Here is a 20,745-nt window from a genome sequence, read left to right on the forward strand (position 1 = left end):
GCTGGACCTAGTTCCGTGGGTCACATAAACCTGGCTACTTGTGGGTAGGTGACTGTAGCGTGCGCCGGAAGTCGACAATTCGTGACCGACTGAGGAGACGCGGATGCGTGAGTACACCGTTCCTGCTGTGACCGAACCCGCTACTGGGAGCCTGAGCGACCCGGTCTGGGCGAACGCGTCCTCCTATCCTGACACTGCTGTGTTCAGCCGGCGGGTAGCGGGCGGTGGCTGGCAGGACGTGACCGCCGCCGAGTTCGCCCAGCAGGTCACCGGCGTCGCGAAGGGCCTGATCGCGGCCGGTGTGAAGCCTGGCGAGCGGGTCGCCCTGCTCAGCCCGACGCGGTACGAGTGGACCCTGGTCGACTACGCGATCTGGAGCATCGGCGCGGTCACCGTGCCGATCTACGAAACCTCCTCGACCTCACAGATCAAGTGGATCCTGACCGACTCCGAGGCAGTCGTCGCCGTCGTCGAGAACGCGACCCACAGCGCGGTCGTCGAGTCCGCCCGGGCCGAGGCGCCCGCGCTGCAGGAGATCTGGCAGATCGAGGCCGGCGCCGTCGACCAGCTGACCGCGCTCGGCCAGGAGGTCACCGACGCCGAGTTCGACAAGCGCCGTACCGCGGTCGGGCCGTCCGACCTGGCCACGCTGATCTACACCTCCGGTACGACGGGACGCCCGAAGGGCTGCAAGCTCAGCCACTCGAACTTCCTCGACGAACTCAACCCCGCGGTGAAGATCCTCGACGACCTGTTCGACACGAACGGCGCGAGCACTCTGCTGTTCCTGCCGCTGGCCCACATCTTCGCCCGGATCATCCAGGTCGGCTGCGTGATGCAGCGGGTCAAGGTCGGCCACAGCGCCGACGTGAAGAATCTGGTCGAGGACCTCGGCGCGTTCAAGCCGACGTTCATCCTGAGCGTGCCACGGGTGTTCGAGAAGGTCTTCAACTCGGCCAGCCAGAAGGCGCACTCCGAGGGCAAGGGCAAGATCTTCGACGCCGCCGCGGACACCGCGATCGCGTACTCGCAGGCGCAGGACAAGGGCGGCGCGTCGTTCGGGCTGAAGGCCAAGCACATGCTGTTCGACCGGCTCGTCTTCAGCAAACTGCGGGCCGTCCTCGGCGGCCGGGTGGCGTACGCCGTGTCCGGCGGAGCTCCCCTGGGTGACAAGCTCGGCCACTTCTTCCGCGGCATCGGCGCGCCCGTCCTCGAGGGCTACGGCCTGACCGAGACCACCGCCGCGGTCTCGGTGAACCTGCCCGACGACATCCGCATCGGCACCGTCGGCCGGCCGCTTCCTGGTGTGTCGGTCGGCGTCGCGGAGGACGGCGAGCTGTGTTTCAAGGGTGGCCAGGTGATGCAGGGCTACTGGAAGAACGACGAGGCGACCGCGGCCGCGATCGACGCCGACGGCTGGTTCCACACCGGCGACCTGGGCGAGTTCGACGTCGACGGGTTCATCCGGATCACCGGCCGGAAGAAGGAGATCCTGGTGACGGCCGGCGGCAAGAACGTCGCGCCGACGCTGCTCGAGGACCAGATCCGGCTGCACCCGCTGGTCAGCCAGTGCATGGTGGTCGGCGACGGCAAGCCGTTCATCGCCGCACTGATCACGATCGACCCGGAGACCATCGTCCCGTGGGCGACCGAGCGCGGGAAGCCGACCGACGTCGCCTCGCTGACCCAGGATCCGGATCTGATCGCCGAAGTACAGAAGGCGATCGACGAGGCCAACGCGAGCGTCTCGCACGCCGAGGCAATCAAGAAGTTCTCGATCCTGCCGATCGACTGGACCCAGGAAACCGGCGAGCTGTCCCTCAAGCTCTCGCTCCGCCGCCACATCGTGATGGAGAAGTACGGCACCGACGTCGAGGCCCTCTACACCAGGTGAGTGGCTGACCCCCGGCATCAGCCATTTGGATGATGTTGGAGCGAGCTCGTTGGGCGATGTGGCGGGGGTGCCGGTTCCGCGAGGCTCTAGTCATGATCACGAGCAGCGGGACACCGGGCGCACCGGTCGTCGAAGTCAGTAACCTGCGCAAGTCCTACGGGGGCCGGACGGTCGTCGACGACGTGTCCTTCAGCGTCGGCGAGGGTGAGATCTTCGGGATCCTCGGGCCGAACGGTGCCGGCAAGACCACCACCGTCGAGTCCATCGAGGGCCTGCGGGTCCCGGACAGCGGCCGGATCCGGATCGCCGGCCTCGACCCGGTCGCCGACCACGCCGCCGTCACCCAGGTGCTCGGCGCGCAGCTCCAGGAGAGCCGGCTGCAGGACAAGCTCACCGTCCGCGAGGCGCTCGAGCTGTACTCGGCCTTCTACCCGAACCCGGCCGACTGGCGGGTGCTCGTCGAGCGGCTCGGCCTCACCGACCGGCTGGACGCCCGGTTCGGCAAACTCAGCGGCGGCCAGCAGCAGCGGCTGTTCATCGCGCTCGCGCTGATCGGCAACCCGCGAGTCGTGGTGCTGGACGAGCTGACCACTGGGCTCGACCCGCGCGCCCGCCGCGACACCTGGGAGGTCGTCGAGGACGTCCGTGCCCGCGGAGTGACGGTCCTGCTCGTCACCCACTTCATGGAGGAAGCGCAGCGCCTCTGTGACCGGATCGCTCTGATCGACCAGGGCAAGATCACCGCGCTGGACACCCCGCAGGGGCTGATCAGCCAGGCGTCCGGGTCCACGATCATCTCGTTCACGCCGTCGGCACCGCTCGACGACACCGACCTGGCGACCCTGCCCGCGCTTGCGTCGGTCGAGCACAAGGACGACCGGCTCATCCTCCGCGGCACCGACGACACCGTCACCGCCGTGCTCTCGCTGCTCGCCCGGCACCGCATCACCGCGCATCAGCTCCGCGTCACCGACGCCACGCTGGACGACGCCTTCCTCGACCTGACTGGAGCCCACCGATGAGCACCGCCGTCCAGACCGCGCCCGAGCGGCACGCCACCCCCTACGCCGCCGTCCTGCGCACCGAGGCGCGTTTGTTCCGCCGCGAGCCCGGCGCCCTGTTCTGGGTGGTCGCGTTCCCGCAGCTGCTGCTGATCATCCTCGGCAGCATCCCGTCCTTCCGGAAGCCCGACGACGGCCTCGGCGGCCTCCGGCTGATCGACCTGTACGTCCCCGTCCTGGTACTGATCGCCCTGGTGATGATCGGGCTGCAGACCATGCCCACGGTCATCACCGGGTACCGCGAACGCGGCATCCTGCGCCGGATGTCAACAACTCCGGTGAAGCCGTCCGCCCTGCTCGGCGCCCAGTTCGGGCTGAACGGTGCCGCGGCCCTGGTCTCGGCCCTGATCTGCCTGACGATCGGCCGGCTCGCCTTCGACGTGGCGCTGCCGCGACAGGCGTTCGGCTACGCGCTGGCCCTGCTGCTCACGGCGGCCGCCGCACTCTCCCTCGGCGCGCTCGTCACCGCGCTGGCCCGGACCGCGAAGGTCGCGCAGGCGATCGGTACCGGGATCTTCTTCCCGAGCATGTTCTGCGCCGGCCTCTGGATCCCGGTCAAGGCGATGCCCGACCTGATGGCGCACATCGTCGTCCTCACTCCGTTCGGGGCCGCGGCCAGCGCCCTGGACCAGGCCTTCGCGGGTGCCTGGCCGTCGTGGTCGCACCTCGGCGTACTGGCCGGGTGGGCGGTCGTGCTGTCCGCCGCGGCGGCACGGTGGTTCCGCTGGGAGTAGGACCGTGCTCTTGGCAAGGCAAACTAGTGCCGTGACCACGGCCGACGCGCAGATCGACCGGCGGAAGAAGGCCTTCCGCCGGTGGATGCCGTACGGCCTGCTCGCGATCGGTACCGCGCTCTCGGCGGCGACTTCGCAGCTCATCACCCCGACCGCGACCAGGCAGGCGCTGGCCGCGGCCGGGGTCGTTGCGGCGGTCGTGCTCCAGCTGCTGTGGGGCGACCGCACCGAGCGCGGCCCGAGCCGTCTCTCGGCCGGGTACTACGGCGTCCGGTACGCGCTCGGCTTCGGTCTCACGCTGGTCAACCCGTTCTTCGCCTTCTTCGCCGTGGCCGGGTACTTCGACGTCGAGGAGCTGATCCGCGGCCGTCGCCGGCGCCGGGCCGCGCTGTTCGCCTGCTCGGTCCCCGTGGCCGGGTCGCAGACCGCCGGCATCCCGGTGGACGGCGGGATGCGCTGGATCGTGTTCGCCGTACTCCTGCTGGGCAACAACGTGATGCTGACACTCGTCACCCACTTCGCCGAGCAGGAGGAGCAGCGGTCCCGCGACCGGGCCGACACCATCCTCGAGCTCCAGCAGGCGCACGAGGAGAACGCCGCGCTGCAGGCCCAGCTCCTGGTCCAGGCCCGCGAGGCGGGCATCGCCGACGAACGCCGCCGGCTGGCCGCGGAGATCCACGACACGATCGCGCAGGGTCTGACCGGCATCATCGCCCAGCTTCAGGTGGTCGCGAACAGCTCGGACCCGGCGGCCGTCAAGGACCACGTCGACCGCGCGACCGACCTGGCCCGGCACAGCTTGGGCGAGGCCCGACGCTCGGTGCACAACCTCGCCCCGGTCGGTCTGTCGAACGACGGCCTGCCCGTCGCGCTGCGGAAGGTGGTCGAGCAGTGGGCCGAGCAGACCGGCGTACGGGCGGAGTTCACAGTAACCGGTACGGCGGAACACCTGCACGGGGAGGTGTCGGCGACCCTCCTGCGCATCACTCAGGAGGCGCTGGCGAACGTGGCCAAGCACGCGGCCGCGACCCGCGTCGGCGTCACACTCAGCTTCATGGACAGCGAGGTCACCTTGGACGTACGCGACGACGGCAAGGGCTTCGACCCGCTGTCGCTTCCGGCCCGCACCCGCACCGGCGGCTTCGGCCTCGACGGCATGCGCGCCCGCGCCGAACGCATCGCCGGATCACTCACCGTCGAGGCCGAACCAGGCTTCGGTACGGCGGTGTCGGCTCGCGTACCGTTGGTGCTCCATGCCTGACGACATCTCGCTGATCCTGGTAGACGACCACCCGGTCGTCCGGAACGGCCTGCGCGGAATGTTCGAGTCGGCACAGGGATTCACGGTGCTCGGCGAAGCCTCGAACGGCGTCGAGGCGGTCGAGCTGGCCGCGGACCTCGACCCGGATGTGGTCCTGATGGATCTGCGCATGCCCGGCGGTGGTGGGCTGGACGCGATCACTGAGCTGACGCGTCGCGGCATCCGTTCGAAGGTGCTGGTCCTGACCACCTGGGACACCGACACCGACACCCTGCCCGCAATCGAGGCCGGCGCCACCGGTTACCTGCTCAAGGACGCGCCGCAGGACGAGTTGTTCAACGCCGTCCGCCAGGCAGCCGAGGGTCGCACGGTCCTCTCCCCCGCCGTCGCTTCCCGATTGGTCTCGGCGGTCCGCACACCGGCACCGAGTCCGCTGGCCGCGCGCGAACGGCAAGTCCTGGAGCTGGTCGCGAAGGGTACGCCGAACCGGGACATCGCCCGCGAACTGTTCATCAGCGAAGCCACCGTGAAGACCCACCTCAGCCACGTCTTCACCAAGCTCGGCGTCACCGATCGGGCAGCCGCCGTAGCCAAAGGCTACGAACAAGGCATCCTCGGCCGCGACTAACCCCCGCGTCGGCCGCATGGTGGCGTCGGCTCCTGGCGTGGAGTCAGCAGCTCGACAGTACGTATACGCCCACTGCGATCGGCTGCCCGCCTGCGCCTGCCTCGATCGCGAGGTAGTGGGCGTATACGTACTGTCGAGCTGCACATGGTTCGAGGGCATTTGCCTGGTGACCCCGGAGCCAGGCCGCTTTGCGGAACATTTTTGCCACCATGTGCAAATTTGTCACCGCAAACAGCGTGCCATCAGTTCACCTCTCGGCCGAGACTGACCCAGCGTTAGCCGGTGGGTACAGGTCATGACATGAAACCATCTCCTGGACCCCGGGTGGCTCGCTCCGCTCGTTCGCCGAAAGTCGTGGGTGGGGCCTTCGTCTGTAGTTGGAGCGCCGTCGGCGACTGCGCCGTCGTCCGCGTCGCCGGCCCGATCGACGTCGGCACACTGCCCACGCTCGCCGGCGAACTGCAGCACGTGATCACCACCAAGCTGTCACGCCTCGTCGTCGACCTACGTCGCGTCACCACGATGGAGGCGGCCGGCCTCGACGTACTCGCCGACGCTCACGAACTGGCCGTCGAACACGGCGGCTGGCTACGAGCCTCCGGCGCCGCCCAATGGCTCGCCGACCTGATCCGAGCGACCGGCCCCAACCGCCCCCTAGACCACTACCCAACCCTCGCCGACGCCCTCCCGGCCTACCGCCCGGCAGCGATCGGCATCACTTCCCACCACTGAACGTGATGCCGTTCGTGATCTGTTTTTGGGCTACGAAGAAGATCACTAGGCAGGGGATCGTGATCAGGACGGACGTTGCCATTAGCAACGGGGTGTCGGTGCCGTTGACGGATTGGAAGCCGGCTAGGGCTAGGGGGAGGGTTTTCCACTTGTCTGAGTTGATGTAGATCGCGGGGCCGAGGAAGTTGTTCCAGTAGCCCATGAACAGCAGGATCGAGACGGCGACCACGGCCGGGCGGGCCAGCGGTAGGTAGACCAGCCAGAACGTCTTGAACCAGCCGCAGCCGTCGACGACCGCGGCGTCGGCCAGCTCGGACGGCATGCGGGCGAAGAACTGCCGGAAGAGGAAGATGTAGAACGGCGATCCGAAGAACGCCGGCAGGATCAGCGGGTACAGCGTGTCGACCATGCCGAGGTTGTTGAACAGCATGAACTGCGGCACCATCGTCACCTCCCCCGGCAGCAGCATGGTCGCCAGTACGACGGCGAACAGCACGCCGGCGAACCGCACCCGCAGCCGTGCGAACGCGAACCCGGCCAGCGAGCAAGAGAGCACCGTCCCCACGATCGGGATCACCGTGGTCAGCACCGAGTTCAGCGCGTACCGCCAGAACGGGAACGACGTCACCGCGCGGCTGTAGTTGCTCCAAAGGAACTCGTGCGGCCAGACACTCGCACCCGAGCTGCCGACACCCGCGAGCGAGCGCAAAGAGGTCGCGATCATCCAGAGGAACGGGTAGACGAAGACCACGGATCCAAGGACCAGAACGACGTACGGGATGACCGAGTTCTGGATGCTGCGCCGCGTCATCGACGTCTCCGTTTCCGGGTCATCTCGGTTTCGTAGTACACGGCGAACGCGCTGCCGCGGAGGGTGACCGCGGTCAGCGCGAGGATCACGACGAACAGGATCCAGGCCAGGGCGGACGCGTAGCCCATCCGGAAGTTCTGGAACGCGTTGTCGTACAGGTAGTAGACGAAGAACAGCAGCGAGTCCTTCGGGCCGCCCTTCGCGATGAAGCCCTGGGTGAAGATCTGCAGCGAGCCGATGATGCCGGTCAGCACGTTGAACAGGATGATCGGCGACAGCTGCGGCAACGTCACATGCCAGAACTGCCGAACTGGACCGGCGCCGTCGAGCGCCGCTGCCTCGTACAGATTCGTCGGCACGTCCTTCAGCCCGGCCAGGTAGATCACCATCGCGCCGCCGACCGTCCACAGGCTCATCAGGATCACCGTCGGCAACGCCCACGACGAGTCGTTGAACCAGCCGGGTCCCTGGATGCCGAAGTGCGCGAGTACGTCGTTCGCCAGGCCGTACTGCGGGTTGAACACCCAGAGAAACAAGACCATCTGGGCGACGCCCGAGACGAGCGAAGGCAGATACCAGATGGTCCGGAAGAACCGCATCCCCCAGAGCTCCGAGTTCAGCAGCAGCGCGACCAGGAACGCCAGCGCGGTCTGCAGTGGCACGCTGATCACGGCGTACAGCAGGGTGACCTTCAAGGCCTGGCCGACCTGGGGATCCTGGAAGGCCTCGCTGTAGTTGGCGAGACCAACGAACTGCGGCGGCGTGATCAGGTCCCACGAGGTCAGGCTGACGTAGACCGAGGACGCCATCGGCCCGACCGTGAACAGGCAGAACCCGATCAGCCACGGCGACACGAACAGCCAGAACGCGATCGTCTTGTCGGCCCGCGGCCAGCGCCGCTGCGCCCCGTACGCCGCCAGTCCGATGACGGCGTACAGGACGATCAGCAGCAGCAGGAACGGGACCAGCGGCACCAGGGCCGCGGGCACGCCCCAGGACGCCGCCCAGTCGCGGATCAAGCCGATGGTTGGGTTCATTTCTTGAGGGCCTGCGTGCACTTCTCGGCGAGCTGCGGCAGGATCTTCGCGACGTCGTCCTTGCCGGTGCCGAGCGCGGTGTAGCTGTTCATACCCTTCTCGGCGTCACCGGAGATCTGCGCTTCCTTGGCGACGGACGGCCCGACCTCGCCGCTCTTCAGTGCGGTGGTGAACGCGGCCAGGTTGCGCTCGGCCGGCAGCACCTTCTCCAGCGTCGGCGTCGAGGCGGCGATGATCGGTACGCCGAGTGCGGTGTTGCCCTGGATCAGCTGGTCCTGAGCGACCTGCTGCGTACTGGCGAACTCGACGAACTTCTTCGCGGTCTCGAGCTTCTTGCCGCTCGCGTTCTTCGCGATGCCGAGCCCGTCGACCTCCATCGGGAACCCCTTACCGGGCACCGGCACGAGGGTCCAGTTGGGCTTGCTGATCTTGGCGAAGTCGGCGACCGTCCACGGACCGAAGTCGCTGAACGTCCCGAGCCGGCCGGCCGCGAACCACTGCGCCTGGTCCTGACCCTGGACGTCGGTCGAGGTCGGCGAGTAGCGGTTCTTCTGCATGTCGACGACGTACTGCGCGGTCTGTACGCCGGTTCCGTCGCCGAAGGTGCACGCGGTCGCGTCGGCGTTGTAGTAGCCGCCGCCGGCCGCGGTCAGCCAGCCGCGGTACCAGAGGTTGCTGGACCCGTACACGCGAGCCTTGCCGTCGCCGTGCGACAGCTTGGCGGCAATCGTCTTGAACGCGTCCAGGGTCAGCGGTGTCGTTGCGCTCGGCAACGGTACGCCAGCAGCCTTGAAGGCGTCGGTGTTGATCGCCATCACCTTGGGCTTGGCGGCGAACGGCATCGCGTAGTACTTGTCCTGGTACTGCATCGCGGCCGAGATGTTCGGCTGCACGTACTTGCCCGGGTCAACGGTCTGCTCGGCGAAGCTGGGCGCGAACCCGGCCAGGCTGGTGTTGCTGATCTCCATCACCGTCGACTGGGTACCGGCCGCGATCGAGGTCTGCAGCTTCTGCTCGTAGTCGGCCTGGATCCAGTTCGTGGTCACCTTGGTGCCCGGGTTGGCCTTCTCGAAGGCGGCCGCGATTGCTTTCAGCGAGGCGGCCTCGGAGTTCGTGCCCCAGAACGAGAAGCTGATCTCACCAGAGTTGTCAGCTGCCTTGTTCGAGGCGGGGGCGTTGCCGGTCGCGCAACCGGCGGCCAGAAGAACGGCGATCGCAGTGGGCAGGAGGAGTTTCTTCATGAGGGGTCCTTGGTCACCCGGGCGGATTGACCCGGTTCGAGGGAGTGGGACTCGGTTCCGACCGTCACGGTCAGCGGACCCGGTCCGCTGTGCACGGTGACTTCGGTCGTACGCCGGCCTTCCTGGTGGATGCTGACGTCCCAGTCGCCGACCGGAACGTGGTCGGCCGTGAGGACGCCGATCTCGGCGGGCAGGTGGGACTCGACGGTTAGCACGGCGTTCGGCGCGTCCGGTCGCAGGCCGAGCAGCCCGGCGACCAGGTGCTCGACGACGGTGAACGAGATCTCCGGGTAGTCGTCGCGGCTGTCGATCAGATGCTTGGTCCAGCGCCAGGCCGACTCGTCCCGGCCGTACTTGAAGAGCAGCTCGGGGTAGTAGCTGAGCGACTCGATGTTGAGCGGCGGGTGGGACTCCATCTGGGTCTCGAGGTAGTCGAGGAAACGTTCGTCGCCGTTCAGCCCGAACAACGGGACCAGAGTGTGCGACTCCAGTCCCCAGTCGAAGTCCAGCCCGTCCTTGGTCACGCCCCGGGCGAAGTGGTCGCCGTTCCACCACTCGTCGTACGTGGCCCGGATCCGGTCGGCCTCGGCGTCCAGGCCGAGCTTGCGGAGTACCGCGTACTGCGTTGCCAGGCCGTCGCCCGCGATGAAGAGGGGCGCCTCGCGCTCGTTGTAGGTGGCGGTGCCGAGGAAGATGTCCGCGGTCCCGCCCGCCTCGGGGATGCCGTCGCCGTCGGCATCGTGTGCCTCGACGAACTCGCCGACGCTGTGCCGGTAGTACGCCGCCAGGTCGGGGTCGTCGATCCAGCGGCGGTCACCGGTCCAGTCGTACTGTTCCAGCGCCCGGTAGCACAGGTCGAACACCGCGGGGATCTCCCGGACGAAGTGCTCGTCGTTGTGATAGTCGAGGGCGGCGATCCGCCCGTCGAAGTGGAAGGCCCAGATCGGGAACCACTTCCGGGCCGGCGTCGCCGAGCGGGCAAAGTGCCGGAACATCGCGAAGTTCTCCGCGTCCAGCCCGAGCAGGTGCGCGCCGGCCGCCTGGTGGCAGACGTCGCGCGAGTAGAACATCGGCCGGGACGGGTAACCGGCCCAGTACGACGGCAGGTTGCCTGGTTCGGCCTCGGTCTGGACCCAGTCCAGGGCCCGCTTCCGGGCCCACCCGAAGGCGTCCTCGACGTACCCCAGGTCGGAGCTGACAGCCAGCACTGCGTCTCCTCGCGAAATCGGATATTAGCGCTAAAACTAGAGACGTGAGCCAATAACGTCAATACCTTCTGGGGGATCGATTTTACCGCTATAGTCCTGCTTCGTGACGACTTTCGAGATCCGTTCTCCCGACGGCCGCACGCGGCGCACCGGCGAGCTGGCCGGTGGCGGAACCCTGACCGAGCGCCCGGCCGACGAGCCTGGCCTCCTGCAGTACGACGTGACTGTCGGTGCTGCCGGTGGGCCGGTTACCTTGCGGTGGACATGGCCGGCGGAGACCGCGGTGACGTTGTGGCGGGCGACGCAGGGTTCGCGGCGGGAGCTGCCCACCGACTGGGGTGCGCACCGCGACATCCGCTCGGTCCGCTCGGCGCCGGTCGCCGCACTTGTCGACAACAGTGATCGCAGTTTGTTGACAATCTCCTTGTCGGCAAGCGTTCGCGGCTGCGACTTCGCGGTCGGCGTGAACGAGGAGACCGCCGAGCAGCTGGTCGAGCTCACCGTGACCGATGTCGAGGGCGGGAGCTTCACGCTGCGGGTCGACACCCGCAGGCAGCACTTCGCCGACGCGCTTCGCGGCGTGACCGGCGAGTGGACGGCTGAGCTCGGCGACCGGATCGCCGCAGTACCGCCGGTCGCCCGGGAGGCGATGTACTCGACCTGGTACAGCGATCACCAGCACGTCTCGGCCGAGTCGGTCGAGCGGCACGCCCGCGCGGGAGCGGCGTACGGCTGTGCTGCGGTGATTGTCGACGATGGTTGGCAGACCGATGACACCCGGCGCGGGTACGCGTACTGCGGTGACTGGGAGCCGACCAGCCAGACGTTCCCCGACATGACCGAGCACGTACGGCGGGTGCACGAACTCGGACTGCGGTACGTGCTGTGGATCGCGCCGCCGTTGATCGGCGTGTACTCGAAGGCGTGGGATCGGCTGCAGCACCGGATCCTCGGTTTCGCCGACGCCGACGTCACCGCGGTCCTCGATCCGCGCTACCCCGAGGTCCGCGAGCACCTGCTGGAGTGCGCGATCCGGCCGGTCCGCGACTGGGGCATCGATGGCTTGAAGATCGACTTCATCGACTCGTGGGCGTGGGACTCCCCTCCCCCAGCGCCGGACGCGGACTGCGAGTCCGTCGACGAAGGCGTCGAGCTGCTGTTGCAAGCGATCACGGACGAGTTGAAGCGGCTGCGTCCGGACGTGCTGATCGAGTTCCGGCAGGACTACGTGAACCCGCGGCTGTGGCAGTTCGGCACGTTCCTGCGCGCCGGCGACTGCGCGCTCGACCCAGTCGAGAACCGCGTCCGCACAGTCGATTGTCGATTGTTGGCAGGCGACCGCGCGGTGCACTCGGACATGCTGCTCTGGCCTGCGTCGGCTTCCGTGGAGAACGTCGCGCAGCAGTTCATCAACGCGTTGTTCAGTACGCCGCAAGTCTCGATGGAGCTGGACGCGTTGTCACCGGAGCACGAGCAGGTGGTCCGCTACTGGCTCGGGTTCATGCGAGACCACGCCGACGTACTGCTGGACGGCCTACTGCTGCCGTCGCGGCCGGATGCGCGCTACACGCAGGTTCGTGCCGTTGGTGAGTCCGAGACCGTGGTGGCAGTGTTCACCAACCCTGTGGTGTCGGTGACGGAGTCGTGCACGGTTGTGGTCAACGGTGGAGCAGATCGGCGGATCTACGTCGGAGGTGCGGACGGTGGGCCGGTCGACCTCGTAGTGTCTGACTGCTCGGGCCGTGAGGTGCACCGTGCGACGACGACTCCAGCTGGGGTGTGGGTGGTCGACGTACCGGTCGGTGGGATGGCCCGGATCGTGCGTAACTAAAAGGGGATCCATTGGCTGAAGAGAAGCTGCGGCGTACGACGGTCGCGGACGTCGCCCGGTTGGCCGGGGTGTCGGCGATGACGGTGTCGAACGTACTGAACGCGCCGCACCGGGTCAGTGAACCGACAGTCCGGACCGTGCGTGCCGCAATCGACGAGCTCGGGTACATACCGAACCACGCGGCCCGTGCGCTGTCGTCCGGACGCAGTCAGGTCATCGGCCTGCCGCTGTACTTCGAGGACGAGGAGAACCCTGGTCTCGGTGGGTTCCTGCACGGCCTGCTCGGCGGTCTGGTGAAGGCGGCCGCGTTATCCGGGTACGGCGTACATGTCACCACCCCAACTGATGGGTCAACCGAGATCGCGCTGTACGAGAAGCTGATCGCGGCCCGGCAGGTGGACGCGATCGTGGTACTGGAGACGATGCCGCACGACGAGCGGATCGAGTTCCTCAGCCGACGCAGATTCCCGTTCGTCGCGTTCGGGCGGACCGGATCCACGCAGCGGCAGTGCTGGGTCGACGTGGACAACGAGACGTCGATGGCCGGCATCGCGCAGCACTTGCAGTCGACCGGCCGGAAGCGGGCGGTGTATCTGGCAACGGACAGTGCGCTGCCGTGGGTGCATCAACGGCGGGACGGTTTCGTCCGGGAGTTCCCGTCGACCGTGGTGCGATCGTTCGCTTCACTTGAAGCAGTTGCGGCGTACGTCGACGAGGTCGAGACGCCGGACGTGTTCGTTGCGGACAACGACGCGTTCGCCGTGGTGGCGATGCGGTCGCTGCAACGACGCGGGATCGCGGTCGGCGAGGACGTCGCCGTCACCGGGTTCAACGACTTCCCGTTCGCGAGCATGCTCGACACCCCGCTGACGACGGCCCGGATCCCGTTGCGCGACATCGCGACCTGTCTGTTCGACCGCGCTCTGCGGGAGATCAGTGGTGAACCGGACGCGCCGGGCCGGCTCGTTACGGCGCCGTTGGTCGTCCGCTCGAGTGCCTGATCGCCGCCTCGACGAACCTGGCGAGTTCGCGGGAGCGGCTGCCGGCCGGCCACACCACCAGCATCCGGTACGCCTCGACATCGGCCACCGGCCGATAGACCACGTCCGGCCGGATGTTGCGCTCAGCCATCGACTGCGGCACGAGTGCGACCGCCTGCCCGAACGCGACCACTTCCAGCAGCTGCGACGAGTCCTGGACGATCGGGCCGTCGACCGGATCGTCCGGCCGGGCCGACCAGTAGTTGCGCTCAGCAACGTTGGATCGACTCCAGCGCGGCGCCGGGATGCCGGCCAGGTCGTCGGCGACCAGCACGTCACGCCCGGCCAGCTCGTGGTCGACCGGAAGCGCGGCGACCCGCGGTTCGGTGTACAGCAGCTCGGTCTCGAGCCCGTGGTCGTCGAACGGCCGACTGACCAAAGCCACGTCCGCACGGCCGTCGCGGATCATGTCCGCCTGCTCGCCGAACCCGCTGACCACGACTTGAACTTCCGGCTGCTCGTCATGCTCGCGCAGCTCGCTGACGATCCGGTGCAGCAGCTCGGTCGCGACCCCGGGCTTGGCGGTCACGATCAATCCGCCGGACGACAGGCCCGCTCGCTGCGTACGGCGTACCGCGGAGTCGAGCGCGTCGAGGACCGGGCCGGACTCCTTGAGCAGGGTCTCCCCCGCCTCGGTCAGGACGAGTCGCGGACCTGAGCGGTCGAACAGGTCGACGCCGAGGCGGTGCTCGAGCTGACGCATCGCCCGGGACAACGGCGGCTGCGCGATCCCGAGCCGCTCGGCGGCCCGGGTGATGTTCAGGTCTTCCGCGACCGCACGGAAATAGCGCAGTTCGCGGATCTCTGGTTCCGGCATACCTCCAGGGTATGGCGAACCACCTGATCGGTGTTGGTCTGCGGCGGCGGGCCGCGCTGGACTGGGAGCATGAATCAGAACGAAGTCGCCCTGGTGACGGGCGGAAACAAAGGCATCGGCCGCGAGATCGTCCGGCAACTCGGAATGCGCGGCCTGACGGTGTACCTGGCGGCACGAAACCCCGAGCTTGGCACTGAGGCGGCGGCCGAGCTGGTGGCCGAAGGGCTCGATGTGCGGTTCGTGCAGCTCGACGTGACGGATGTGGAATCGGTCGACGCGGCCGCGAAGCAGGTCGAGGCGGACTCCGGCCGGCTGGACGTGCTGGTGAACAACGCGGGCATCGTGGCCGAGTGGGGTACGGCGGTCGCCGACATCACAGCCGAGCAGGTACGCACGGCGTACGACGTGAACGTGTTCGGCGTAGTGTCCGCGATCCATGCGTTCGTACCGCTGCTCCGGCAGTCGCCGAACGCGCGGATCGTCAACCTGTCGAGCGGCCTGGGCTCGGTCAACCTCCTCTCCGAACTCGACGGCCGCCTCGCCACGCAAGGCCTGCTCGCCTACAGCTCGTCGAAGGCAGCGCTCAACGCACTCACCCTGGTCTACGCCAGCGCACTGCGCGCAGACGACATCAAGGTGAACGCCGCAACCCCCGGTCTCGTCCCGACGGACCTCAACACGATGGCCGTAGTACCGCGCGGCGAACGAACCGTGGCGGAGGGAGCAGCAGTGCCGGTCGAGCTCGCAATGCTGCCGGCCAACGGCCCGACCGGAGTCTTCAGAGGACCTGGCTCACTGGACGACGTGGCCCCGTGGTGAGGGCCTGACGGGCGATTAGGAGGGTGGTCGCCGTACCGAGGATGCCTGCGGCAGCGATCGTGAGGTTGGGCGCGAGGAAGGAACCGACCACGCCGGCGAGGGCGATGCTGACGCCCTGGATCGCCATCAGGCCGCTGGTCTGGACGGTGAACAGGCGGCCGCGGTACGACGGCTCGACCGACTCCAGGATCAGCGGATCGATGCCCTGATTGAAGGCGTAGCCGGCACCGGAGACCGCGAGCAGGACCGCCGCCACCGGGATGCCCGGTTCGGTCAGGAACGCGATCGCCGGGAGTTGGCTGGTCAGCAGGAACGGGACGACGAGCCGTCGCCGCGTGGAAGGGGGAAACCGCGCGACGACGAGCTCGCCGAGAACAGAGCCGACCGCGTAACCAGTGAACAGCGCACTGGCAAACGCGGCGGCGACGCCGACCTGAGCGGTATACGCGACGGCCAGCCCGTCCGGGACGGACGAGAACGCGGGCGCCGCCCAGGTCAGCAGGATCAGCGCGCGAAGCCTGCGGTTCGCGAACAGGTACTGCAACCCGGACCACGAGTCGCGGACCGGGTTGCTCGTGCGCGCACCCGGCGGGGCGTACGGCGTACCGACGCCTATCAGGATCGCCGACGCGACGAACGTGACGGCGTCGACAGCGAGCAGCCAGTTCGCGCCGACCATCGCCACCGCGATCCCGCCGAGCGCGAACCCGGTCAGCACACTGACCTGACTGATTGTCCGCAGCAACGACCTCCCGATCGGAAACACGTCGGCAGGCAACAGGTGCGCGAGACTGGCCGCCCGCGCTCCGGCGAAGATCGGCGCCACCATCCCGGTCACCACCAGCAACCCGAGCAGCCCGCCGACCGGCATCCCCGGAGTCAGCATCAGCCCGATGCACGCCGCGCTGACCAGATCACAGCCCACCAGCACCCGCCGTACCGGGAACCGGTCCGCGACCGACGAGAACAGCCCGCCGCCCACGGCGTACGGCAGGAACGAGCAGGCCAGGACGAGCGCCGACAACAGCGGCGACCCGGTCCGCTCGAAGACCAGAATCGACAGGGCGACTTGCGCACCGACAGTCCCCAGCATCGACACGGCGTGCGCGCCGAACACCGCGCGCATGCCGGGAACGCGCAGGACAGCTCCGTAAGAACTCACGCGGAGAGCGTGCACGACAATAGACCACTCGGAGTAGAGTTTTGGTTGTGGCCGAAAGTTCGCCTTCATGATCGTCCTGCGATTCACGCAGGCCGACACCGTGCGCTGCCGGTTCGGTACCTCTCCGTTGTGGGAGACGATGTCGGCAGTGCGAGTGCTGAACGGGTCGAAACACCGGCCGCTGTACGGCGAGTGGGTGGACGCCAAACGGGACGCCTCGCGTTCGCTGGATCTCCGCGAGTTGAAGGCCCTACAGCCCCGGGTCGGCTTCACCCCTGACTTCCTGACCCCGCCGCCCAAGGCATCGCGGGCGAAGTTCGCGACCGAGATCGCCCGGGTCCGGAGTACGCCGCTCGACCGGGTCCGGAGCGAGCTGGTCCAGAGCCGAGACACGCTGAACAACCCAGCCGCACCGGCGATCAACCGGATGCTGGAGGACCTCGCCGGCACCCGGGAACGGCTCGCGGATGCGATCGAGAGCGCCTGGGAGATCCTGGTGAAGCCCGACTGGCCGCTGATCAGCCGTGTGCTCGAAGACGACATCGCCTACCGCGGTCAGCAACTCACCGACGGCGGCCTCGCCAGCCTCTTCGACGACCTGCACCCGACCCTCACCTGGGAGGACGATCGACTGGTCGCCACCCGGCAAGCCTCAGATCACCGCGACCTCGCCGGCCAAGGCCTCCTGGTGGTCCCCGGGGTCTTCGCCTGGCCGCACCTGGTGATGGTTGTCGCCCCGGCGTACCACCCGACTCTGGTCTACCCGGCCCGCGGAGCCGCCCGCCTCTGGTCCGACACGCCCGCTCCCCCGGATCCACTGGCCCGCCTCCTCGGCCGCACCCGCGCCGCCCTCCTCGTCGCCCTCGATCCGCCGGCCACGACCAGCGCTCTGGCGTCCCAGTACGGGCTCGCCCTCGCCACGGTCGCCGAACACCTCTCTGCCCTGTACGACGCGGGGCTCGCGACACGGCGTCGTACCGGGCACCAGGTCCACTACCGGCGTACCGAAACGGGACAGGCCGTCGTCGACGCCTCCGTCGGATGAGAACCGATGGGCGTCAGAATGCTGAGGTGAAGACGAGAACGCGCCACACCCGGCGATGGCCGGCCTCGCTGGCCGTGGTCGCGGTCCTGATCCTGCAGGTGCTGGTGCCGACGCAGATCAATGCCCTCCCGCGCTGGCTGATGCCGGTCCTCGGCGGTCTCATGCTGCTGCCCCTGATCTACATGAACCCGTTCCACCTGCGTCGCGACGAGCCCTGGCTGCGCTGGGTCGAACTGGCGCTGCTCGGCGTCCTGGTCGCGGCCAACACGTACTACCTGGCCGGGATGATCTTCTTCCTCAACAACGGCGACGCCAACGAGGGCTCGGTGCTGGTGAAGAGCGCGCTGCTGATCTGGGTGACCAACGTGGTCGCGTTCGCCGTCTGGTACTGGGAGATCGACCGCGGCGGCCCGTTCGCCCGCGCCCCTGAGCACGACCGCGAGGTCGAGCGGGAGGACTTGCTGTTCCCGCAGATGACGGTCGACCTGGCCGGCTGGAAGGGCTGGCTGCCCGGATTCACCGACTACCTGTACGTCTCGCTCACCAACGCGACCGCGTTCAGCCCGACCGACACGCTGCCGCTGAGTGCGCGGCTGAAGATGCTGATGGGTGTCCAGTCGGCGATCGCGCTGCTCACCATCGCGATCATCGCCGCCCGCGCGGTGAACGTCCTCTGAGATCTCTCTCGACAGTTCTGTAATGGGCATGAGACCGTTATGCCCATGTACAGCACGAAGTCGGTGGGGTTGGGGTTCGCGATCTTCTCCGCGATCACGTTCGGCGGCTCAGGACCGTTCGCCAAGGCTCTGATCGGGGCCGGTTTCAGCCCTGAACAGGCGGCCTGGCTCCGGATCCTCGGCGCCGCCGCGCTGCTCGTGCCGCTGGTGCTGGTCTTCCGCGGCCGCGCCGGTCTGCGCGCGGCTCGAGCGTCCTGGAAGGCCCTCGTGCTCTACGGCCTGACCGGCATCGCCGGGTGCCAGACGCTGTTCTTCGTCGCGGCCAGCCGGTTGCCGGTCGGGGTCGCGCTGATGCTCGAGTTCTCCGGCCCGGTGCTGGTGGTCGCCTGGCTGAAGTTCGGCCAGAAGGTCGCCGTACCGCGATCTGCCGCAGTCGGAGTCAGCATCGCGGTCGTCGGCCTCGCGACCGTGGCCGAGATCTGGTCCGGCCTGCAGATCGACCCGATCGGTCTGCTCGCCGGACTCGGTGCCGCCGCGTGCCAGGCGACGTACTTCATCCTGATCGACAAGCTGACCGGAGCTGCCGACCCGCTGGTGATGACGGCGGCGGGCAGCGTGGTCGGTGCCGTCGTACTGACGTTCATCGCCGCGCCCTGGGGTACGCCGTGGCACGTGCTGGTCGACACGATCGCGATCGGCCATCGGCACGCACCCGGTTGGGTGATGGCCACCTGGCTGATCGTGGTCAGTACGGTCGTCGCCTACCTGGCCGGCGCGGCCGCGGTACAGCGCCTCTCGGCACCGATCGCGGGTGCGGTTGCGTACGTCGAGGTTGTGGCGGCCTGCATCTTCGCGTTGATCCTGCTCGGCGAGACCCTGCGGACCAACCAGATCATCGGCGGCGTGATCGTGCTGGCCGGGGCGTTCGTGGCCCAGTCGTCGGTCGGGAAGGTCGCTTCCCCGGAGATCCCAGACTCCGATACTCCGGACTCCGGCGCCACCCCCCGCCCCGCGGACCTGGACCCAGCCGGCATCTGACGTCACCTGAGACAACCAGCGGAGACAGAAATCTGATACTGCCTGTCCCCAATGGCACTCCTGCCGTATGAGGGTGATGTGAGGGCATTCCTAGGCCGCCGGGACCGGGGGTGGCGGCAGGTGGACAGGTAGTGTCAGGCGGCTCGTAGTACACCTGAGCGTGGAAGTGATCGCGCGTACGGCGTATCGGAGGTGTACTACCTGTCCAGCTGCAGATCGTCGGCGCAGAATCTGGACGGTCGACCCGGGGATCCGGACTCCGACGCCTCGGACTCCGCCCCGGACCTGGACACAGGCGGCATCTGACCTGAGGCAGGAACCGGGGACTGAGACAAGGTCTGGGGACCTGAGACCTGATATTTCCTGTCCCCACTCCCCACAACCTGTCCCAGGTCCCGGGTTCCTGTCCCAGGTCTCGGTGTTCACCGGAGGGAGTCCACCAGCTCTCGCGGGAGGCCGTGGGTTTCGTGCAGGTACTCGTAGTCGGTCTCGTCGAGTGACTTGTGGAAGCGCTCGTGGCTGAGCACCTTCCGGCCGCGGTCGAGCAGGTTGCTGAACCGGATCTCCTCGTCGATCAGGATCCGCCGGATCAGCGTCACCGTCTCGCCCTGGTGGAAGTGGTTCAACGTGTGCTCGAACAGCTCGATCGGCACGTCGGACAGCGATCGTGAATCGTCGTCGCGCCACAGTGTGGTCAGCATCCGGCGGATCAGCCGGCGCAGCACGTACCCGCGGCCGGTGTTCGACGGGTGCACGCCGTCGCCGACGATCACGATGCTCGATCGAAGGTGGTCGATCACGATCCGCTGCGACCGCTCGTCGAGCTTCCACAGCTTCGGAATGGTCCGCATCCACGGCTCGAACAACGAGGTCTCGTACACGGACCGCTTGCCCTCGAGCAGCATCGTCAGCCGCTCGAGGCCGAGGCCCGTGTCGATGTTCTGCTGCTTGAGCGGCTCGAGCGAGTTGTCGTCGAGACGGCGGTAGCGCATCATCACGTGGTTCCACACCTCGACCCAGCGGTCGTCCGTGGTCGGCGTACCCTCCGGCTCGCCGTCTCCCGTCCAGACGAAGATCTCCGAGTCCGGGCCGCACGGACCGGTCGGGCCGTTCGACCACCAGTTGTCGTCGGTGGTCAGCTCGATCGGCAGGCCGAGCTCCTGCCAGGTCCGCAGCGATTCCTGGTCCAGCGACACCTGCTCGTCACCGCCGAACACGGTCACGTACATCCGCCGCGGGTCGAGGCCGAAGCGGGTGGTCAGCAGTTCGTAGCCCCACTTCAGGGTCTCGCTGCTCCCGTAGTCCCCGAGCGACCACGAGCCCAGCATCTCGAACACGGTCAGATGGGTCCGATCACCCACCTCGTCGAGATCGGTGGTTCGCAGGCATCGCTGGATGCCCACGAGTCTGCGCCCCAGCGGATGGGGTTCGCCTTCCAGGTATGGCGTGAGTGGATGCATCCCCGAGGTCGTGAAGAGCACCGGATCACCCAGCCGCGGGATGAGCGTGGACCCGGTGGTCGGGACGTGGTCGCGGTCGATGAAGAAGTCGATGAAAGTCCTGCTGATGGTCATCTTTCTGGTCCTTGTCAGATCGGACCGGAACCAGACCACCGGGTAGCAGAAACAACAACACCGGCGAACCGTTTCCGGTCGCCGGTGGAAGTTTCGAAGATGTCAGGCAGCGGCAGCCGGAGAGCGAAGAGCTCG

Annotated in this window: 19 protein-coding genes; 12 read left to right on the plus strand and 7 right to left on the minus strand. The window is 67.7% G+C overall.

Annotation, left to right across the window (positions count from 1 at the left end):
* Positions 1 to 103 precede the first annotated feature (103 nt).
* The 6 genes from EV650_RS11015 (at position 104) to EV650_RS11040 (ending at position 6,310) form a co-directional block, all read left to right on the plus strand.
* Positions 104 to 1,894, plus strand: coding sequence for an AMP-dependent synthetase/ligase (locus EV650_RS11015; RefSeq protein ID WP_134117913.1), 1,791 nt, complete (start codon positions 104 to 106; stop codon positions 1,892 to 1,894).
* A gap of 92 nt (positions 1,895 to 1,986) precedes the next feature.
* Positions 1,987 to 2,916 carry an ABC transporter ATP-binding protein gene (locus EV650_RS11020; protein ID WP_134117915.1) on the plus strand — a complete coding sequence of 310 codons (930 nt, stop codon included), beginning with the start codon at positions 1,987 to 1,989 and terminating at the stop codon, positions 2,914 to 2,916.
* Entirely contained in the window at positions 2,913 to 3,689 is a 777-nt protein-coding gene (locus EV650_RS11025; RefSeq protein WP_134117917.1) for an ABC transporter permease, read from the plus strand. Before EV650_RS11020 ends, EV650_RS11025 begins: the two co-directional genes overlap by 4 nt.
* A 31-nt stretch (positions 3,690 to 3,720) precedes the next feature.
* Positions 3,721 to 4,950, plus strand: a complete 1,230-nt coding sequence (locus EV650_RS11030) for a sensor histidine kinase (protein ID WP_166678080.1) — start codon at positions 3,721 to 3,723, stop codon at positions 4,948 to 4,950.
* Positions 4,943 to 5,578: a response regulator gene (locus EV650_RS11035; protein ID WP_134117919.1), complete on the plus strand. Its 636-nt coding sequence runs from the start codon at positions 4,943 to 4,945 to the stop codon at positions 5,576 to 5,578. Before EV650_RS11030 ends, EV650_RS11035 begins: the two co-directional genes overlap by 8 nt.
* A 324-nt stretch (positions 5,579 to 5,902) precedes the next feature.
* Positions 5,903 to 6,310: an STAS domain-containing protein gene (locus EV650_RS11040; RefSeq protein ID WP_166678081.1), complete on the plus strand. Its 408-nt coding sequence runs from the start codon at positions 5,903 to 5,905 to the stop codon at positions 6,308 to 6,310.
* On the opposite strand, the gene EV650_RS11045 is transcribed toward EV650_RS11040, so the two are convergent.
* Genes EV650_RS11045 through EV650_RS11060 form a run of 4 tightly spaced genes read right to left on the minus strand, consistent with a single transcriptional unit; the run spans position 6,294 to position 10,607 of the window.
* On the minus strand, positions 6,294 to 7,121 hold the full coding sequence (locus EV650_RS11045) for a carbohydrate ABC transporter permease (RefSeq protein ID WP_134117923.1): 828 nt from the start codon (positions 7,119 to 7,121) through the stop codon (positions 6,294 to 6,296). The genes EV650_RS11040 and EV650_RS11045 overlap by 17 nt on opposite strands.
* A complete protein-coding gene (locus tag EV650_RS11050; RefSeq protein WP_134117925.1) occupies positions 7,118 to 8,158 on the minus strand; it encodes a carbohydrate ABC transporter permease in 1,041 nt (346 codons plus the stop codon). Before EV650_RS11050 ends, EV650_RS11045 begins: the two co-directional genes overlap by 4 nt.
* Positions 8,155 to 9,399 carry an extracellular solute-binding protein gene (locus tag EV650_RS11055; protein WP_134117927.1) on the minus strand — a complete coding sequence of 415 codons (1,245 nt, stop codon included), beginning with the start codon at positions 9,397 to 9,399 and terminating at the stop codon, positions 8,155 to 8,157. The genes EV650_RS11050 and EV650_RS11055 overlap by 4 nt, the downstream gene beginning before the upstream one ends.
* Entirely contained in the window at positions 9,396 to 10,607 is a 1,212-nt protein-coding gene (locus EV650_RS11060; protein WP_134117929.1) for a hypothetical protein, read from the minus strand. Before EV650_RS11060 ends, EV650_RS11055 begins: the two co-directional genes overlap by 4 nt.
* Positions 10,608 to 10,710: 103 nt before the next feature.
* Between EV650_RS11060 and EV650_RS11065 the strand changes: the two genes are divergently transcribed.
* The gene (locus EV650_RS11065; RefSeq protein WP_134117931.1) at positions 10,711 to 12,438 is read left to right on the plus strand and encodes a glycoside hydrolase family 36 protein; all 1,728 of its coding nucleotides are present in this window, start codon (positions 10,711 to 10,713) and stop codon (positions 12,436 to 12,438) included.
* 11 nt (positions 12,439 to 12,449) lie between these two features.
* Entirely contained in the window at positions 12,450 to 13,439 is a 990-nt protein-coding gene (locus tag EV650_RS11070) for a LacI family DNA-binding transcriptional regulator (RefSeq protein WP_134117933.1), read from the plus strand.
* Here EV650_RS11070 and EV650_RS11075 read toward each other — a convergent pair.
* Positions 13,405 to 14,295, minus strand: a complete 891-nt coding sequence (locus tag EV650_RS11075) for a LysR family transcriptional regulator (RefSeq protein WP_134117935.1) — start codon at positions 14,293 to 14,295, stop codon at positions 13,405 to 13,407. The genes EV650_RS11070 and EV650_RS11075 overlap by 35 nt on opposite strands.
* A gap of 69 nt (positions 14,296 to 14,364) precedes the next feature.
* Between EV650_RS11075 and EV650_RS11080 the strand changes: the two genes are divergently transcribed.
* On the plus strand, positions 14,365 to 15,114 hold the full coding sequence (locus EV650_RS11080; protein ID WP_134117937.1) for an SDR family oxidoreductase: 750 nt from the start codon (positions 14,365 to 14,367) through the stop codon (positions 15,112 to 15,114).
* On the opposite strand, the gene EV650_RS11085 is transcribed toward EV650_RS11080, so the two are convergent.
* On the minus strand, positions 15,074 to 16,276 hold the full coding sequence (locus EV650_RS11085) for an MFS transporter (RefSeq protein WP_238174140.1): 1,203 nt from the start codon (positions 16,274 to 16,276) through the stop codon (positions 15,074 to 15,076). The two genes, EV650_RS11080 and EV650_RS11085, sit on opposite strands and share 41 nt — an antisense overlap.
* A 67-nt stretch (positions 16,277 to 16,343) precedes the next feature.
* On the opposite strand from EV650_RS11085, the gene EV650_RS11090 reads away from it, so the two are divergent.
* The 3 genes from EV650_RS11090 to EV650_RS11100 are packed head-to-tail and all read left to right on the plus strand — an operon-like array spanning position 16,344 to position 19,036.
* Entirely contained in the window at positions 16,344 to 17,321 is a 978-nt protein-coding gene (locus EV650_RS11090) for a DUF5937 family protein (RefSeq protein ID WP_134117939.1), read from the plus strand.
* A 26-nt stretch (positions 17,322 to 17,347) separates the two neighbouring features.
* The gene (locus EV650_RS11095) at positions 17,348 to 17,998 is read left to right on the plus strand and encodes a hypothetical protein (RefSeq protein ID WP_134117941.1); all 651 of its coding nucleotides are present in this window, start codon (positions 17,348 to 17,350) and stop codon (positions 17,996 to 17,998) included.
* Between the two features lie 45 nt (positions 17,999 to 18,043).
* Complete coding sequence (locus EV650_RS11100; RefSeq protein WP_238174141.1) at positions 18,044 to 19,036, plus strand: EamA family transporter; 993 nt, start codon at positions 18,044 to 18,046, stop codon at positions 19,034 to 19,036.
* A 422-nt stretch (positions 19,037 to 19,458) separates the two neighbouring features.
* Here the strand turns inward: EV650_RS11100 and EV650_RS11105 are convergent, their stop codons facing one another.
* Positions 19,459 to 20,610, minus strand: a complete 1,152-nt coding sequence (locus EV650_RS11105) for an alanine--tRNA ligase-related protein (RefSeq protein ID WP_134117946.1) — start codon at positions 20,608 to 20,610, stop codon at positions 19,459 to 19,461.
* Positions 20,611 to 20,745: the final 135 nt, after the last annotated feature.

This window comes from Kribbella kalugense (assembly GCF_004365875.1).
Lineage (GTDB): Bacteria > Actinomycetota > Actinomycetes > Propionibacteriales > Kribbellaceae > Kribbella > Kribbella kalugense.